The organism is Mucilaginibacter sp. SJ (assembly GCF_028993635.1).
In the GTDB taxonomy this organism is placed as follows: Bacteria; Bacteroidota; Bacteroidia; order Sphingobacteriales; family Sphingobacteriaceae; genus Mucilaginibacter.
This window is the reverse complement of the sequence record NZ_CP118631.1, coordinates 512,898-530,075: the sequence shown is the minus strand read 5'-3', so window position 1 is coordinate 530,075 and position 17,178 is coordinate 512,898. Positions and strand designations below refer to the sequence as shown.

18 protein-coding genes are annotated in these 17,178 nt (G+C 43.2%); 10 read left to right on the top strand and 8 right to left on the bottom strand.

What is annotated here, in order from left to right:
* Positions 1-128 precede the first annotated feature (128 nt).
* The 8 genes from MusilaSJ_RS01915 (at position 129) to MusilaSJ_RS01880 (ending at position 4,234) form a co-directional block, all read left to right on the top strand.
* The gene (locus MusilaSJ_RS01915; RefSeq protein ID WP_274988387.1) at positions 129-398 is read left to right on the top strand and encodes a helix-turn-helix domain-containing protein; all 270 of its coding nucleotides are present in this window, start codon (positions 129-131) and stop codon (positions 396-398) included.
* Between the two features lie 13 nt (positions 399-411).
* Positions 412-672 (top strand): helix-turn-helix domain-containing protein, encoded by a 261-nt coding sequence (locus MusilaSJ_RS01910; RefSeq protein WP_274988386.1) that lies wholly within the window; start codon positions 412-414, stop codon positions 670-672.
* A 44-nt stretch (positions 673-716) separates the two neighbouring features.
* A complete protein-coding gene (locus MusilaSJ_RS01905) occupies positions 717-992 on the top strand; it encodes a hypothetical protein (RefSeq protein ID WP_274988385.1) in 276 nt (91 codons plus the stop codon).
* Between the two features lie 205 nt (positions 993-1,197).
* On the top strand, positions 1,198-1,599 hold the full coding sequence (locus tag MusilaSJ_RS01900; protein WP_274988384.1) for a plasmid mobilization protein: 402 nt from the start codon (positions 1,198-1,200) through the stop codon (positions 1,597-1,599).
* The gene (locus tag MusilaSJ_RS01895; RefSeq protein ID WP_274988383.1) at positions 1,580-2,563 is read left to right on the top strand and encodes a relaxase/mobilization nuclease domain-containing protein; all 984 of its coding nucleotides are present in this window, start codon (positions 1,580-1,582) and stop codon (positions 2,561-2,563) included. Before MusilaSJ_RS01900 ends, MusilaSJ_RS01895 begins: the two co-directional genes overlap by 20 nt.
* A gap of 29 nt (positions 2,564-2,592) precedes the next feature.
* On the top strand, positions 2,593-3,111 hold the full coding sequence (locus MusilaSJ_RS01890; RefSeq protein ID WP_274988382.1) for a hypothetical protein: 519 nt from the start codon (positions 2,593-2,595) through the stop codon (positions 3,109-3,111).
* 23 nt (positions 3,112-3,134) lie between these two features.
* Positions 3,135-3,533 carry a hypothetical protein gene (locus MusilaSJ_RS01885; protein ID WP_274988381.1) on the top strand — a complete coding sequence of 133 codons (399 nt, stop codon included), beginning with the start codon at positions 3,135-3,137 and terminating at the stop codon, positions 3,531-3,533.
* Entirely contained in the window at positions 3,533-4,234 is a 702-nt protein-coding gene (locus MusilaSJ_RS01880; RefSeq protein ID WP_274988380.1) for an ATPase, read from the top strand. Before MusilaSJ_RS01885 ends, MusilaSJ_RS01880 begins: the two co-directional genes overlap by 1 nt.
* Positions 4,235-4,499: 265 nt before the next feature.
* On the opposite strand, the gene MusilaSJ_RS01875 is transcribed toward MusilaSJ_RS01880, so the two are convergent.
* The 5 genes from MusilaSJ_RS01875 to MusilaSJ_RS01855 form a co-directional block, all read right to left on the bottom strand.
* Positions 4,500-8,030: a chemotaxis protein CheB gene (locus tag MusilaSJ_RS01875; RefSeq protein ID WP_274988379.1), complete on the bottom strand. Its 3,531-nt coding sequence runs from the start codon at positions 8,028-8,030 to the stop codon at positions 4,500-4,502.
* Between the two features lie 279 nt (positions 8,031-8,309).
* Positions 8,310-9,545 carry a BamA/TamA family outer membrane protein gene (locus MusilaSJ_RS01870; protein ID WP_274988378.1) on the bottom strand — a complete coding sequence of 412 codons (1,236 nt, stop codon included), beginning with the start codon at positions 9,543-9,545 and terminating at the stop codon, positions 8,310-8,312.
* A gap of 12 nt (positions 9,546-9,557) precedes the next feature.
* Positions 9,558-9,881 carry a hypothetical protein gene (locus tag MusilaSJ_RS01865; RefSeq protein ID WP_274988377.1) on the bottom strand — a complete coding sequence of 108 codons (324 nt, stop codon included), beginning with the start codon at positions 9,879-9,881 and terminating at the stop codon, positions 9,558-9,560.
* Positions 9,882-9,883: 2 nt separating this feature from the next.
* Positions 9,884-10,015: a hypothetical protein gene (locus MusilaSJ_RS01860; protein WP_274988376.1), complete on the bottom strand. Its 132-nt coding sequence runs from the start codon at positions 10,013-10,015 to the stop codon at positions 9,884-9,886.
* 29 nt (positions 10,016-10,044) lie between these two features.
* Positions 10,045-10,776, bottom strand: a complete 732-nt coding sequence (locus MusilaSJ_RS01855; protein WP_274990432.1) for an acyl-CoA desaturase — start codon at positions 10,774-10,776, stop codon at positions 10,045-10,047.
* A gap of 371 nt (positions 10,777-11,147) precedes the next feature.
* Between MusilaSJ_RS01855 and MusilaSJ_RS01850 the strand changes: the two genes are divergently transcribed.
* The gene (locus tag MusilaSJ_RS01850) at positions 11,148-11,441 is read left to right on the top strand and encodes a circadian clock KaiB family protein (RefSeq protein ID WP_274988375.1); all 294 of its coding nucleotides are present in this window, start codon (positions 11,148-11,150) and stop codon (positions 11,439-11,441) included.
* Positions 11,442-11,629: 188 nt separating this feature from the next.
* Positions 11,630-13,609 (top strand): PAS domain-containing sensor histidine kinase, encoded by a 1,980-nt coding sequence (locus MusilaSJ_RS01845; RefSeq protein WP_274988374.1) that lies wholly within the window; start codon positions 11,630-11,632, stop codon positions 13,607-13,609.
* Positions 13,610-13,733: 124 nt separating this feature from the next.
* On the opposite strand, the gene MusilaSJ_RS01840 is transcribed toward MusilaSJ_RS01845, so the two are convergent.
* The 3 genes from MusilaSJ_RS01840 to MusilaSJ_RS01830 all read right to left on the bottom strand — a co-directional run bounded on the left by MusilaSJ_RS01840 (position 13,734) and on the right by MusilaSJ_RS01830 (position 17,069).
* Positions 13,734-14,291, bottom strand: a complete 558-nt coding sequence (locus MusilaSJ_RS01840; RefSeq protein ID WP_274988373.1) for a YciE/YciF ferroxidase family protein — start codon at positions 14,289-14,291, stop codon at positions 13,734-13,736.
* Positions 14,292-14,395: 104 nt separating this feature from the next.
* Positions 14,396-14,854 (bottom strand): low affinity iron permease family protein, encoded by a 459-nt coding sequence (locus tag MusilaSJ_RS01835; RefSeq protein WP_274988372.1) that lies wholly within the window; start codon positions 14,852-14,854, stop codon positions 14,396-14,398.
* 4 nt (positions 14,855-14,858) lie between these two features.
* The gene (locus tag MusilaSJ_RS01830) at positions 14,859-17,069 is read right to left on the bottom strand and encodes a glycoside hydrolase family 88 protein (RefSeq protein ID WP_274988371.1); all 2,211 of its coding nucleotides are present in this window, start codon (positions 17,067-17,069) and stop codon (positions 14,859-14,861) included.
* Between the last annotated feature and the right edge of the window lie 109 nt (positions 17,070-17,178).

Below are 17,178 nucleotides of genomic sequence, written 5' to 3'. Positions count from 1 at the left end.
TTTTATTGATAATGAGATAATTGCACAGAATTGCAATTTAACTCAAACCACCCCAATTTAACCATGCGAATCTGCATGGTAACGAAAAAGTTCATTTTCATTATTCCTTTGAACAAAAATCAAAGGCTATGGAAATATTCAGCACAAACGCCCTAAGCCAATGCATACGTGAGGCAGTCAGGGCAGAACTACAGGAACACTTTAAAACAGGCGGCAGCCAGCCGCAGGATTCAGAAAAACTTTTATCCAAGCAGGAACTTGCCGCCGAACTCGGCGTGTCATTGGTAACGCTTACCGACTGGATGAAAAAAGGCTTACCCTATTTGCGCCTGCATAAACGGGTGTACTTCAAAAAAAGTGAGGTACTCAATGCCATGCAACAAACTATTAAAGATTAAAGGAGGATGACAGATGAATGTGGAATTGGTCACAAGAGAGGATTTAAGGCGGTTGGAAGATTTATTAAAAGAGATAAAGCAGATTGTACAGCCGGGACAGAGCCAGCCTAAAAAATGGCTAAAGAGCAGCGAGGTAAGGAAGATGCTAAATATATCACCCGGCACTTTACAGAATCTACGCATAAACGGTACACTACGCTTCACTAAAATGGGCAGCATCATGTTTTACAAGTTAGAGGACATTAACAAGATTTTGGAGGAGAACGGGCAATGATTATCTCAAAAGAATTAAATGGTTACAGCGACATTATTAAGCGCATGGGAACGGACAAGCGGGTACAGGCCACCCATGTAAGCTTGTTCACTTCATTATTTATTTTTTGGCAGCAGGATGGCTTTGTTAGTCCTTTTGCCATCACCCGAAAGTCGGTAATGGCGTTTTCTAAAACAGCATCCATTGCTACTTATCACAAGTGCATCAGGGAATTGGACGAGTATGGTTACATCCGTTATCAGCCGTCTTTTCACCCTGCAAAAGGCAGCTTGATTTATTGGCCGGATGGCTTAAAAGCCAACGGATCTAAAGCAGTTTGAGATATGCAGATATACCGCCTATCCCCGCTTTCAGGGGTAGCGGTTTTTTATTCGCTTGTAAGGAGCAAGTTTGTGTTTTTGCTCCCGCAAAAACTCCCCCAAGCCTTCGGCAAGGGGGCAAACTTGCCTTTTACTCCCGTTGGTCGCAAAAGGGATAAGAGTTAAAGAATGTAGTTTATTATATGTGTCACTAAGGAAGGAATCAATGAACACGATTATTAAAGAACAGCGAAATACAACTATCAAATCGGACCGGCTGAGACATAAAGGCGGTCGGCCCCGATTAAAAGTCAGGCGTGAAAAAGAAATGAAAATCCGTCTAACACCAACGGAAGAGTTCCTGATTAAAGCAAAAGCCCGGGAAGCAGGTATGCGTTCGAGTAGCTGGCTCCGGGCAGCCGCTAAGAACGCAAAGGTAACGACCCGCCTGAAACCAGAAGAAATGCAATTGCTCCGAATGTTGTCAGGCTTAGCTAATAATCTCAACCAGTTAACCAAGTTAGCTCATGCTAATGGTATTGTTAGCATTGCTTTGAAATGTGCAAACCTCTTAAGTGAAATTGATATAGCGATAAAATATTTTAATCATGATGGGGAAAATTCCTAAACCGGGTAAAAGTTTTGCAGGTTGTGTAAGGTACAATGTACAAAAGAAAGATGCAGAGATCTTGTATGCAGATGGCGTGAGGGCCGATCAGGTTAATCATACTATTGCGGACTTTAATATGCAGCGAAAGCTAAATCCTGACCTTGGAAACGCTGTCGGCCATATTGCTTTGAGCTGGAGCCCCAATGATGCAGGTAAGCTTAATAACGATCTGATGATCAATATTGCCAATGAGTACTTGTATAAAATGAAGATCCTGGATACACAAGTGTTAATGGTAAGGCACAAAGATCGGGATCATCCGCATCTGCATATCGTTTATAATCGGGTAAATAACCAAGGTCAAACCATATCCGACAAATTTCAGTGGAAATTAAACATTAAAGTAGCCAAAGCGCTGACCCTAAAGCATGATATGTACTTGTCAAAAGGCAAAGAACAAGTGAACCGCCAGCAACTCAAAGGGATAGATAAAGTGAAATATGAGCTTTATGATGCCATTAAAATAGCAAGTCAAAAAGTTAATAATATGGATGAATTGCAGCAGCAATTACAAAAACAAGGTATCGGCATGCTATATAAATACAAAAGCGGTAGTCGGGAAATACAAGGTGTCAGCTTCGGTAAGGACGATTATAAATTCAAAGGATCAGAGATCGATCGGAGTTTGAGCTATGGTAAGCTAAGCCATAGTATTGAACAACGAGCGATCCAACAACAAGAACAGAAATTAAGGCAGCGGCAATTTGTCGGACAATTACGGGGAGCCGTACGCAGTTACCATCAAGGCGAGGCAATGTCGAAAGGACCGACGTTTCATCGGGATAATAACTCGATTCTATCAATATTGTTGGAACCACAGTTCTCCGTACAGGTTTCAACAGATGAAGACGCTTACCGAAGGAAAAAACGAAAAAAAGGCAAGGGTCCTGGTCATGACCAAGATTATCGTATCAGCAGGTAGCTCGAATATTAAATCTAATCCCAGACAACATGAAAGACGAAGCATTAGAAAAATTAAATACACAGGAAGAGGTCATTAATCAATTGATCAAGGACAATAGAGAACTTCAGGAAAGACAATTGGCAATGGAAACAAAATCCTCTTTATATCCTCAGGTTTATATTCCTGATTATAAAGACGAGCTCAAACACGTAGGTAGTCAGTTGGCGCTGCTCAACGAGAACTACGCTAAAGAAAGATGGCAGGCACGATTAGATCAATTGGACAATAGAATACAAGCCATTCCTAAGGTTATACCTGTTGAGCATCATCATCATTTTGAGGCTAAATCAAAGTGGATACTGATTATCTATTTTATGCTGATCTTGTTAGTTGCTGTTTTAACAGGAACGACCATTGGTTTTGCATTTGAAGCTCATGAACTTAGGATGGCCAGGCAATTTGGCGAAACGGTCGTAAGTGCGTCCGGAAATGCCCCAATCAAAGAAAATAAACCTCCAAAAAACAAAGCAAAAGTGCGTAAAAGCAGGGCTAAGCATAATGAATAGTCAACATTAAAACTTGTAACATCATGAAGAAATCCTTAAATTTGAATGAGTTCGCCGAACATGACACACTCAGCATCTTTGTCAATTCTGAACAGGAGCCCATGGGCGTTTTAATTCCTTTAAAGCAATGGTCAAAGATAGCACCCTCAGTAGATAAAAATTGTGAATTACACCGGCTTATGGAGCAGTTAACATTTAAACCGATTTTTGAACGTTCCTTAAAGGAGCAGGGAAAATGGCTGCATCATGAAATTGAACAGGTAGAAACCGCCAATTTACAGCAAGGTTTATACAACATCTATCAAGACGACAAATACTGTACATCAAAAGATCTTTTTATTCACCAATATGCTGACCACAGAGAGCTGGTGAAGGTGGATGCAGATACAGGCCATACCCAAACGATCAAAAGAAATTTCTAATGAAACAACCGCAATTGTATGTTTTTGCCGGACCCAATGGTGCCGGTAAGAGCACGTTGTCGGCTAGTATGCTTGCACCTGGCACGCCTATATTTGATGGCGATAAAGAAATAGCACTGCTAAGGCAGCAATTTCCAACTACAGACAGCGGGAATCTTTTTGAGGCTGTAAACGGACACATTTTTTCGGACTGGAAAAATAAGGCAAAAAAGGAACGTATCGACTGCGCATTTGAAACCAATTTCAGGTCGGCTGATGTGATGAACTCGGTAAAGGAATTTAAGGACCAGGGCTATGCAACCCGGTTAATATTTTTCGGTCTCGATAACGTGGAAGCATCTATTGACCGGGTAAAACTCCGGGTTTTGAATGGCGGACATGAAGTTAGTCTCGACAATATTAAAGCAAACTATGAATCGGGACTTAAAAATTTAGAGCGTTATTATTTTGCTTTTGATTCTGTACATATCGTTAAAGGCTTCCCGACAAATGAGCAGGATATCAAATTAAGTTCTTACTTAACCCTAGAACAAGGTCATTTCAAAGAACGAGCTGAACAATTGCCGGATTGGGTCAACAAATTGATAAAAAGCATAGATCTAAAACAATCTCAGAAACTTCTTGAAGATCAAAAGGAGGAACAAAAACAACAATTAAAGCAAAATAATGGGCAAGATCAAGGCGGTAGAATTAAGCGATAACTGGACATATTAAATATATCTCATTTGTAACGGCCTCTTGGCTTTTTTTCTTCCCAAGATATAACGTTTGTTTGCCAATGAAAGAAAACAATCCACATTCACCACAAACGCGAAGATGGCCTAAGCAGGGATAAAATGTCAAGGCTACAGCGAGCGAGGCTATTTTGTTTTTTGTAGGTTTGCCTCGGCCTTGACATTTTACCCAGCTACGCCCTTTTGGTTGCTTACATGATGAATATGACCTATTGTATTCATTAATCCACGGCTATAAAGGTAAATTAAAGTAAAATGTTGATCCTTTATTCATTTCGCTTTCCACCCATACTTTACCCTTATGTCTTTGGATGATCTCGGCCGATAGGTAAAGGCCCAGCCCGAAACCCGAAATGTTTTGTGTTTGTTCGTTTTCAACGCGGTAATAACGATCGAACAGTTTTTCCTGGTCCTGTGGCGCTATGCCCAAGCCTTCGTCTGTTATGCTCACCTCAACTACGTCCTTCGTTTCCCGGCAGGAAACTGTGATGCTTTTTCCTTTTGCCGAATACTTGATCGCATTGCTTAAAAAGTTGGTTATCACCTGACCTATCTTGTCCCTGTCGGCACAAACAATTATATTACAATCGGAAGTTACAATAATATAGTGGCTTTGGGTGATCAATATCATGTCCTCCACAATTTCCTTCAGTAAGGTATTCAACTCAAAAGGCTGCTCATTCAGGTAAATTTTACCTGCTTCAAAGCTCGATGCGCTCAAAAAGCCATTGATCAGAGCCGACATTTTCTTCACCTGTATATTAGCCTTCTCCAGTGCACCAACGGCAAAAGCGTCCCCGGCTTTATCAGCTTTGGCAGCTAACATCTGTACATAGGCCCGTAGCGTTGTTAACGGTGTTTTGAGCTCATGGCTCGCCATGGCAATAAAATCACTTTTTCGGATGTCATCCTGCTTGTGCACGGTAACATCATGCATTACTCCTGTAAAATATCCCGGTTTGCCATCCTGGTCGTGCGTAAGGTTTCCATTAGCCCTCACCCAACGCAGTTTTCCATCGTGAAACCCCTTCAGCGGAAATTCTACATCACATACTTCCCCACGGGTAATGGCCGCTTCAATAGCACCTGTTACACCTGGCTGATAGGTACTATCAATCTGGCCAATGGTTGATTCATAGCTCATTGGCTCATCGGCATGAAAACCAAACAACTCTTTAAGGCGCGGTGATGGAATAAACTCCCGGGTTTCTACGTCTATTGACCAGATTCCCATTTGGGCAGAGTCGATAGCCATGCCCAGTGTTTTATTGCTGATATCCAGTTCCTGCTGGATCCTTTTTAACTCTGTGATATCATTAAATGTAATGATGGCGCCATTGTTAATATGGTCTGCCTGCTGCACATAAGGCATGGTCATGATCTGGTACCATTTACCGTTATTGGTTTCAATTTCTTTAGTAATGACGCACCCTTCTGCCAATACCTTTTTAATATCGTCTATAATGGTTTCGAATTTGATATTGGTAGAAATATTGCTGAGCGGCCTGCCGATATCCGTTTCCAGCAGGTTGATCTGTTTTACCGTTCCAGGCGAAAATTTCATTAAACGTAGCTCATTATCAATAAATAGTTGTCCGTTGATATTACTCCTGAAATAATTATTCAAATCGTCATTAATTTCCAGCAGTTCTTTATTTTTTAGCTGGTAATCTGAATTAATGGTATGCAGTTCCTCATTTACGGATTGCATTTCTTCGTTAGTGCTTTGCATTTCCTCATTGGCCGAGATCAGCTCCTCATTAAAAGATTGCATGTTCTCATTAGAAGCATCCAGCTTTTCATTAGAGGCATAAAGTTTGTCCTTTAATTCCTTCCGTTCCTCTTCCAGGTTAACGATGTATTGATCCAGGTAGATCTTTTCATCATATACGGCGTTTTTTTGTATCGGCAGGGCAGATTTATCCTCACTAAAAGTTACCCATAAAAATTTTTCCCTGCCTTTTAATATTAATGGACTGATGGACAAGCTAACGCTAACCATATGCTGACCCCGTTTAATTTTTATGCCGTTAAGCACAACACTTTCGTTTGTTTTTAAAACCTCTGTGCTCAGGGTGTTGAAAGCTACGGCAAGAGGTTTTGGTAAAAGTTCGGTCAGGTCAGAACTGAAATGTTTATGGAGCAGGTATTTTGTAGTATCTCCGTATGAGCGCACCACCTGGTTATGTTCATCAATACAAACAGCCAGGTAATCCAGCTTGTTGGCCAGGCTTTCATGAATTTCTTCGGACAAATTATTATGATTGGTGTTTTTAGCTGCGCCGGATGAAAAGTGAGGCGGCGTGTGTTTGGTATCCGGCACATCGGGCATGGAGAATGCTTCAAAGCTTATAGCCCGTTTGGTTTCGAGGTTTTTATAGATCTTCCATTTTTTATTGACCACTTCCAGGTTTTTGATAATGGGCATGGGGTTTTCGCTCGATCCTAAAAATAAATAACCATCTTTTTTAAGCCCGAAAAGCATCATGGTAAATATTTTCTTTTGCAAAACAGGCGCCATATAGATGAGCAGGTTACGGCAGCTGATCAGGTGCATATTGCAGTAAGGCGGATTTTTTACCAGGTCATGCTTGGCAAAGATCACCATTTTACGGATAACCGACTTTGCCCGGTAGTTCTCACCCTCTTTAAAAAAATACTTTTCGAGCCGTTCCTGGGACATGTTTTTGGAAATGATTTTACTATAAACCCCTTTGCCCGCATGAATCAACGCGTCGCTGTCAATATCCGTAGCGAATAGCTTTACTACGGTGTCCGATAATCGACCCGTTAACTGTTCCGCTATCGATATAGCCAATGAATAAACCTCCTCGCCTGTAGCGCAGCCGGCAACCCACATTTTCAGTTCTTCGTCCGGGGTTAGTTTTTCCAGTATATCGGGTAATACCTTATTTTGTATAAAATCAAAAGCTTCTGTATCCCGGAAAAAGGAAGTAACGCTGATGAGGAACTCTTTGGCCAGGGCGTCTACCTCCAGGGGAGCTTCTTTTAAGTAGCTCAGGTATTTTCCCAGCGTATTAAAATTATGGATCGAAGCTCTTTTTTTTGTTCGTCGTAATATGGTTGCTTGTTTATAGTCCGAAAAATCAAGCGGCGATCTTTCTTTGATCAGGTCGATAATGGCCAAAAGATCTTTCTCATCATCCCGATTATCTGTTACTGAATTTCCTTCTTGTTTTACATAATCTTCAATCGCCCCGGGCATTAAGGCGGGTTCCAATACAAAATCAACCAATCCCGTAGCGATAGCATGGGTGGGCATACTGCTAAACTCCGAAGTTTTAGGGTCGCGGGCCATCACCATTCCGCCTGCTCTTTTTATGGCTTTTATACCTTCCGTGCCGTCGGATCCTAAACCAGACAGCACGATGCCAATGGCTTTTTTTTCATAGCTTTCAGCAAGGGATTCAAAAAAGGTGTTGATGGTTAAATGCGGGCCCTGGATTTTTTCTTTTTCGGTTAAATACAGGTTTCCCCCGCGTATGGTCATGTATTTATTGCTGGGGATGAGGTATACCTGGTTACATTGCACTTTCATGCCATCTTCGGCTTCCTCAACAATAAGCTTGCTGTGTCGGGTCAACAAGTCGAGCATCCTGCTTTTAAAATCGGCTGATAAGTGTTGAATAATTACATAGGATACCCCATCTAAAGGGGTGTGATCAAAAAAGGAATTGATCTCTTCCATACCGCCCGCGGAGGCGCCAATGGCAATGATGTGATGGGGATCGACTTTCAGCATGGCATGAACTTAAAGAGCGGTATTAGAATTTATTAAATTCTTAGAGATGAGTAAAGTAGGAGATCAAATTTACAACTATATATCCGGATTAGGGGAAGCCGTTTCTCTTATTTTTTCTTCAGCTATAATTATTGGGTAAAAGGATTATTGTGAAGATAAATAAGGATTTGGTAGTCATTTTTCGCTAACTAAAACACAAGTCGTCAGGAATCAAATATTTAGATTGATCATTTGAACCCCGAAGGACTCCCCTCCCAACTTTGGTAAACAAGCCGTTGATTAAAATGCTTCGCCGATATTCAACACCACAGCATTATACCCTTTGCTGAAACCATAATCGATGCCGATATTGGTATTGGATCCTTTATTGAATTTTATCCGCAGCCCGGAGCCAGCGGCCGGGTGCCAGGATTTAAATAAAGTACCTGAACCACTGACAGTATTGACATTGGCAAAAAGCACGAAACCCAGTAAGCCATTGTCGGTAATATCCCGCCGGTATTCACTTTCCACGTAAAATAAGGATTTCCCGCGGTAACGGTTCTGATCCATACCCTCACCCGAACGATTATAAGGATCCCAGCCAATGCTGGGCAGATCCAGATATGGCGCGTTACTATTGAACACCGTCCAGAAGTATGACCAGAAGGCCAGCATGTTTTGCTGATTCTTATTAGCCGGATTCAGCGGCAGGTATTTTCTGACATCGACGTACAAGGAATTCCAGTTATCATTGCTCCCCATGAACTTCGGATTAATACGGTAGACAACGTTAACATAAGAACCTGGCAACGGGTTAATAGAATTGTTACGGGTATCATACAACAGGTTCAGGTTAATACCCGAAGAAACAGAGCTGCCACCAGTGCCATAAGCATAGCCGGTAAACTGCTTTAGGTCGACTGCCGGGTCATCACTTTTTATACTGCTCCGGTAGTCGATATTATAACCGCCCCCCGCAAAAAAGTAAGGTGTGATCTGCTTGAGCGCACTTTGGTAAAAACGAATATAATTATCATCAACTAGGGTCTTATCGTTAGGCGCATTTTTGCTGCCCAGGCCCCAGGTATATTGGGGATAAACTAAGAAACGAATATCACCCTGGATATTCCAGGTGTTATCCTTCAACCAAATGCTGGAACGTAAAGGAAGACCAAAACGACTCTTCAGATTCCAGTAAGGTGCAAAACTAGCGCTGGATAGATTCGTCGTACTTTGCGGCCCCAGGTAAGTGCCGGCCGTGGTACTGGTGATCAATGCTCTTCCCGCACCACCAGGTACCGAGCCCGGAATAGGCAGGAAAGTAAAATATATCTTCTTTTCCCGCTGTACCCTCGGTTCCTTAGGATTGATATTAAACAGGTTCTTTGCGATATCGATCAGGTCGGTTTGCCGCGACGTATCTTTCACCGTGCCTTGTTTGGGGATCATGTTTGATGCGTCCTGTGCCAGCAACGTAGCAGGAATAAAGCATAGCAGAAACAAGGCCGCTTGAAATATACTATTAGTTCTCATCTTCATTTTTGCTTAGCGTCGCAGCCTCTTGGGGTTATAGGCTATCAGGTACTGTAAGTGGTTGCGGCGAATCGCAGCCGTATCCAAATTCTTTTCCAATCCGACTATCTGTTGGGTTAATTTGGCCTTAACCGAGTGGAACATTTCGATCAGCATCTCCGGCAGTACACTTGCAGACAGCGTCGGGAAATACCGGTTCTCGATAGACGTCTTTTCTTCGCTGGTTGCCATGCCAACTTCCCAATCCTCACCGGCTTTGAAGCCAAATTCACGTGCACAGTTCTTCAGGTCATAGACATAGATCTTTGCCTGGAATTCAATGGTTTGATCACTCATGATTATTTCTTTTTGTTAATAGACACATCGTCTTTTGATACGCTTTTCTTACCTGCCTGGTAATCTGAAGTTGCCTTTTTACCTTCTGTGGCCGGTGCCTTTTTTACATTTTTACTGCCTTTATCTTTACTCATGATTGTTATTTTAAATTGTTAATATTGGGTCAATAAACTTTTCTCAGCTTGATGATGCGCAACCAGTGCATAATTTTCATCACCGGGTAAACAGGATCGATCTCGAACCAGCGTGTGCCAAAGTTGGCGCTATTAGGATGCTTATGGTGATTATTCTGGAACAGTTCGCCAAGCATCAGGAAATCAAACGGTGTGGTGTTCTTAGACTTATCTTTATTATCGAAATTGGTATAACCGTACTTGTGCCCGCACCAGTTGACGATAGCGCCATGGATCGGCCCCATCATAAAGTGGATGGGCAGTAACAGGAACAGCCACCAATAGGGCGCAAAGAAGATATAGAACATGGTATAGGCCGCGCCAAATAAAAGCCGTGACAACAATGACGAGCCCATCCGGTCGATCAGCGGCCATTCCGGGTAGTGTCCGGGAAATTGCGCCTCGGGGTCTTTAATGCGTTTCACATAATCACCAAAAGTGATAATGGTCGCCTTCATCATTTGATAAACATCCACGAAGAAATGCGGCGAATGTGGGTCCTGTTCGGTATCGCTGTAAGCATGATGTGCCCGGTGCATTAAAGCATAAGCACGGGGATTTAAAAAAGAAGCGCCTTCAAACAGGTAGGCCAGTAAATAAAACACCCGTTCCCAAAACCTATTGGTTGTGAACATGCGGTGCGAAGCATACCGGTGCTGGAAAAATGTTTGAAAGAACAGGGACAGGAACCAGTGGGCAACAAAAAATGAGAGGATGATCAGCATAAAAATAGATTAAAAGCAATAGAACGATCCATAACCGGGCACATCCTGGTATGATTAATGATTTTAGTAAACAGAGAGAGATTTTTCACTGTGGCCTGGACTTCACCTGGATAGGCAGCGCGATAAGGGATTAAGGTGCGCTGACCGGCCAAAAAACAGCAGGTACTTGATGTTAGCTTAAGATACTACAGTTTAAAACGCTTTTTGTTCCATACTATTGCAGGATAAAAACAGGTCTGTCATTTGAGCCTTTGTATAAAGGCTCAAATAGTTATAGTTGATGATGAACAGGAATATTTACGCCTTATTAAAACATATACTGCTTTACAAGCTTGTTATACAAAGGCTTAAATAACCTTGAAATTGTTATGGAAGCTAAAAAATACAAACTGTGCCTGTACATCGCAGGAAAAACTCAAAAATCCAACAAGGCCATCGAAAACCTCAGAAAGTATTGCGAGGCCGAGTTAAGAGACCAATTCACCGTCGAGATCATCGACCTGCTGGAACATCCTCACCTGGCCGAAGGCGAACAGATCATAGCCGTACCCACCCTGATTAAAAAACTGCCGGCCCCCATGCGTATATTGGTTGGCGACCTTTCCGATAAAAGCAAAGTATTGGTTGGGCTTAATCTGGTAACGAGTGATTCAACGCGATAAATCCTCCACATAACGGACTTAAAATCAATGTCGAACAATACACCGCGAGACTTGTTGTATGAGCATGAAAAATCCATTCAAAAAAGATAATCACGCTACTTTGATCGTAACCGAGGCCATAGTAAGTATAGCCACGCGTGCTGTCGTGTTTTTGCTCCCGACTAACAGAGGCTAGTTCTTATCAATTCATGACGACATCAACACATCAAGCCGATTCAACAACTCAGGTTATAGCCGAACGTGAAGGGCGTTTTCGCGCGCTGATCATGGCTACTGCTGACATTGTCTACGCGATGAACGCTGACTGGACTGTAATGCAACAACTGGACGGCCGCGGTTTTTTATCTGACAATTTGGAGCCAAACACAGACTGGCTACGGAAATATATTTTACAGGAAGATCAGGAGGCCGTTAAAACGGCTATCGCTGAAGCCGTTGCCAACAAGCAGATGTTCCGGCTTGAACATCGCGTCATCCGTTCGGATGGCACCCCTGGCTGGGCGCTTTCACGAGCTGTACCTATTCTAAACGAAAAGAATGAAATTATTGAATGGTTCGGCGCGGCCACCGATATTACACCGTTGCGGGAAAGTAAGGAGCAGGCCGAACAGCAAAAGCGATTATATGAAACTATTAATAGCAGTACACCCGACCTGATCTATGTCTTCAGTCTGGATTATCGCTTTACGTACGTAAACCAGGCCCTACTCACCATGTGGGGCAAGACGTGGGATACAGCCGTTGGCAAAGGTTTACGCGAGAATGGCTATGAAGAATGGCACGCTCAAATGCATGAACGGGAGATAGACCAGGTCCGCGCCATGAAAAAACCAGTCCGCGGAGAGGTATCCTTCCCGCACGCTGTTTTAGGCCGCCGGGTTTATGATTATATTTTAACGCCGGTACTCGATAAAAATGGTGAGGTAGAAGCTGTCGCGGGCACTACCCGGGATGTTACAGAACGAAAAACGTTTGAACAGGAATTGCAATCCTTAAATGAAGAGCTGACCGTTGTAAACGAAGAAATGGCTTCTGCTAACGAAGAATTGATTGCAACTAATGAAGAACTGGCTCAAAGTGAATTCCGGTCTCGGCAAATGGTCGAGCAGCTGCAAAACGCCGATGAACACAGCGCCAAGCTGGCGGCTATCGTGGAATCTTCCGACGATGCCATCATCGGTAAGAACTTAGACGGTATCATCACCAGTTGGAATCGTGGTGCCGAACGAATTTTTGGCTATAAGGAATCGGACATTATAGGGCAGCCCATCTTAAGGCTGATTCCAGAAGACCTTAAGCATGAGGAACCTGAGATTCTCAGCCGCCTGCGTAAAGGCGAAAAGATCGATCATTATGAAACCATCCGTCAAACAGCAGACGGTAGACTAATTCCTGTATCTTTGACTATTTCTCCGATCCGGGATAAAGAGGGTCGGGTTATTGGCGTCTCCAAGATAGCTCGTGATATCTCCGAGCAAAAGCGCGATGAACAGCGCAAAAGCGATTTTATCGGCATGGCAAGTCATGAGCTCAAAACACCTCTTACTTCGCTATCGGCACTGATGCAAATACTTCAACACAAGGTTAAGGATAACGCTGACCCATTTTTACCTCATGCGTTAGCCAAAGCGACTCAACAGATTAAAAGAATGAGTAGCCTGATCAACGGTTTTCTGAATGTTTCCCGCCTGGAGTCTGGTAAACTGGAGATTATGCCAGAGCCCTTTGATCTGAGCGAGCTGGCCGCCGAAGAAGCAGAAGAGATCCGCCTGACAGCTGCCGATCATATGCTTATCCTCAACTGCCATTTAGCGGTGAACGTTTTGGCCGATCGTCAGAAAATCGGTTCAGTAATTTCTAACCTGTTATCAAATGCAGTTAAATATTCGGCGAAGGGAACACATATCACCGTTACCTGCACCGCGGAGAATGGGCAGGCGATACTTAGTGTGGAAGATGAAGGAACAGGGATTAGCCCATATGACCTGTCTCGCATTTTCGATCGTTATTATCGCGCAACTAATGAGCAAACTAAAAATATCGCCGGTTTTGGAGTTGGGCTCTATTTGAGCTCCGAGATCATCCAGCGGCATGATGGTAAAATCTGGGCCACGAGTGAAAGAGGTGTAGGTTCTACCTTTTCCTTTTCACTGCCACTTTGCCAATAAATTGTATATTATTCCTTTTTACAATAGGTCCATATATCGCACAGCATTATTGAGTTATCTAAAATTTAAGTAAAGGGGAGCCTATAGCGCCCCTTTATAATGAAATCATTTTATAAGAGCCTACTTATTCTACTTCTGCCGCAGCAGCTTCATTTACGTAGTTTTCGGCTACCTGTGTTAACAAGGAATCTGCATTCTTTTCTTCTGCCAGAGTTTCATCCAACAGACCTTGCGCTTCGCCGTAACCTAATGTACCTGCAAGGGTGCGTAATGTGCCATAGGAAGCGATCTCGTAATGTTCCACTTTTTGAGCGGCGGAAATGATCGCTACATCCCGTACTTCGGTTCCTTTATCGGTATCCGCTAACAGCTCAGTTGCTTCCTTCAATAAACCTTCCATAGCCAGGCATTTCTTGGCCACGGCCTTTTCTCCGATAGAAGCGAATACGCTTTCCAAACGAGTGATCTGGTTTTTAGTTTCTTCCAGGTGTGTCGTGATCGTTTGTTTCAGATCTGCTGAAGTAGCGCCCTTGATCAGCTTTGGCAACGCGGAGGCCAAATGCTTTTCGGCCCAATAAATGTCTTTAACCTCATCGATAAATAATTCTTTTAAAGCACTTTCGGCTTTGGGTGAACGGACCGCTACTGAAGCGGTTGTGTTCTTGTTTGTTTTTGTAGTCATAATGGTAGATTTTAATGATTAGTGATTGTTTTTAACTGTTTTTATCAATCGCTTGATATAGTGCAATAGCTGTTCCGGTAATTACTGAATGTGATTATTTTATGTTATTGTGATTTAGGATTTCGACTGGTAGATTTTCTCCGTTGATTTTCTTCGGCTGCATCTATGGAATGCGTGCTGGTGATATCATGTTCTTTTTCTGCCAGCGCCGATAATTTCGCATAGAACCGATGGAGTTCATCCAGCTCTTTTTCAGTCAGGTTTTCGATATCGACAATGCGGTTACTGGTTCCTTCATGCGAGGCCAGCAGTTCATTCAATTTAAGGTGAACAGCTTTAGAATCTTTATTTTGTGATTTCTGGATCAGGAAAACCATCAAAAAGGTAATAATGGTAGTACCTGTATTGATGACCAACTGCCAGGTCTCAGAATAATGGAACAAAGGCCCGCTGATGGCCCATACAATGACGGTCGCCGCTGCGATAATAAAAGCTGCGGAACTACCGGTGGCTGTGGTTGCCCAGTTGGAAAATCGCTCAAATAAATTTATTTTCTTTTTCATAGTCTCATTTCCAGTTGATATGAATTTCGCTGTCACCGGCAACGGTAAATTCCAGGTGTCCCTCCCTGGTTTTCTTTCCTTTGATCGTTTCTTTGCTACCCTTAAGCGTAACAGAGAATTCCGGCATTTTATCTTTGTCTGTTTTAACCAGCATCACACGGCTGCTCAACCTGCCGTCACCAGCGAGTTTAAAATTTGCAGGTCGATGTTTTTTAGGTGAAAAGCCATAGGTTGGATAATCCGTATAGATCATAAATGATTGGCCTTCTACCTGCATATAGTGGCGCGGCAGAATGCCAAAAGCATTGCCTGCCCCGTAAACTTCCTGGCCAACCTCACCTGATTTTTCCCAGCCGTCATGCATATCCTCCAAGGCTATCCACAGGCTTGGATCTACTTCACCAGTCTTTACTTCTTCTGACAACATGTCCTTCGGCAGCATCGGCGGATAATAATACACTGCCCGCTCAACTACAAACCGGATGTATTCGGCTAATAATAGCCGTGCAGCCGGCAGGATATCCTGCCCTTCGGCGTGTTTCAGGTAATCATGAAAAGCGCAGAAAACTTCCTGCTCTTCGTAAACTGCCGTATAAGGTGCATCGTTCAGCGGAAAAAGCGCGAAGAACGACGGGAAATTTCGCCCGTATCCATAGTTACAGTCCCACAGTTGAACATTTTTAAACAGGTTCGCCAGACACAAATAACTTAATTCTTTATAAACCTCTTTTTGGGTTACTTTATAAAGCCGCAATAAAGCACCTGCTGAGAACGCGGTATTATTGGCCTGGTAAAATAATTCAAATCCCAGACCTCTTAGTTTTAATGCGGCTTTTTCCGCTTCTGCCAGGTAACGTTTTTCGCCGGTCAACTCCCAGGCCTGCAGCATGACGTGTGCATATAGCCCGGGTACGTCTTTTTCACCACCTTTGCCAGGCTGGGTTTCGGCCTTGATCACTTCCAGCGTATCCATTTTATAAAACACCGGCCACGTATAATTAAAATGACGGGCCACTTTAATGGCATAGTCCAGGGAATCCAGGAATAGCTTTTTTGCCACCTGATCACCCTTAAGCGCCAGCCTTGACAGGTTAAGCAGGGGGTGGTTCAGGTACCAGGAATCCATAACCAGGGGCTTTTTATGTTCTTCCTCACCATCCATAGTATCTGCCATTTTCGGATGCCAGCGCATAATGGTTCCGAGTTTCTGATCATAAAACGCGGGCAGGCCATCCTTGATCTTTTTCATGATGGCTAATTGCGAATCGTTCCACTCCACATAATCGAGCAAAGGCAATAGCACCGCTAATTGTACCATGATCTCTGGCGGTGTCGCATAATCGCAGACATAGGCATTCAAATAATGATTTCCATCTACCTGGTTCCAACAGCCGGGACTTTCGGTCAGGTCTGTCAATCCTTTTTGCAAGATATCCGGCCAATGTTTATAAGCAGTTGCCGGTTTGGACAGTTGTAAATAAATAGCTGCCAGCAGATTTAAATACTGCTTCACCATAGCTGGTTCGTTGGCTGGTACCTCATCTGACAAAGCGATATAAGCATCGCTTAGGGTGTAATTTTTATCTGCTTCAAGCGCTTTATTCTTTAACGTTGGCGGCAGCGCAAAGCCAATTTCCGGCCATTCGCCGCCTACTGTATCTCCGGCCGAGGTTTCTGTTTGTTGGTTATAATCTGCCAGCGCCGTCAGGTTTTGCAGATACAATACCGAGCCTGCTTTAGGCTGGCTTAAGTTAAAATAAAGCAGGCCTGACCGGTTACCAACCTGGCTGATCCTAATCTCGCCTTTGGCTAAAAAGTCGCTGCCGGCTGCTCCCAGCGGGGCAATATCACGGGGCCAATAAGGAAATAACAGCGGGGCAGAAGTTTTAAGTGTAGTTGTCAGCCGGAACACTGGATGATCCCCGACGGGTAATTCCAGGTCAGATTGATAGTCGCCTATTAAGGACGAAATATGGAAAGTGATTTTTTTATCTTTTCCAGAGACTTTCTTAAGCTGCAGTTTATCATTGGGCGAATAAGCCAGGCGGAAAGCGATACGGCTACCCTTTGGCCATGCTACAACGAGCCAGCAGGAATCACCAATCAAATAAACTTTAAAGGTATAACCCAACACTTCCTGATCATAGACGGCCTCCAGATCAGAATTGTTCAATTGGGCGTTAATGGATAAGAGCCAGGGAGATACTGCATTCATAGTAAAATTGATCGTTTAATAATGCTTTATTAATCCGTGCACGCCGCGAATAGCGCAACAATAAAAATGTATGTACTTAAACCGAATTAAATATCAATTGTTTTAATTT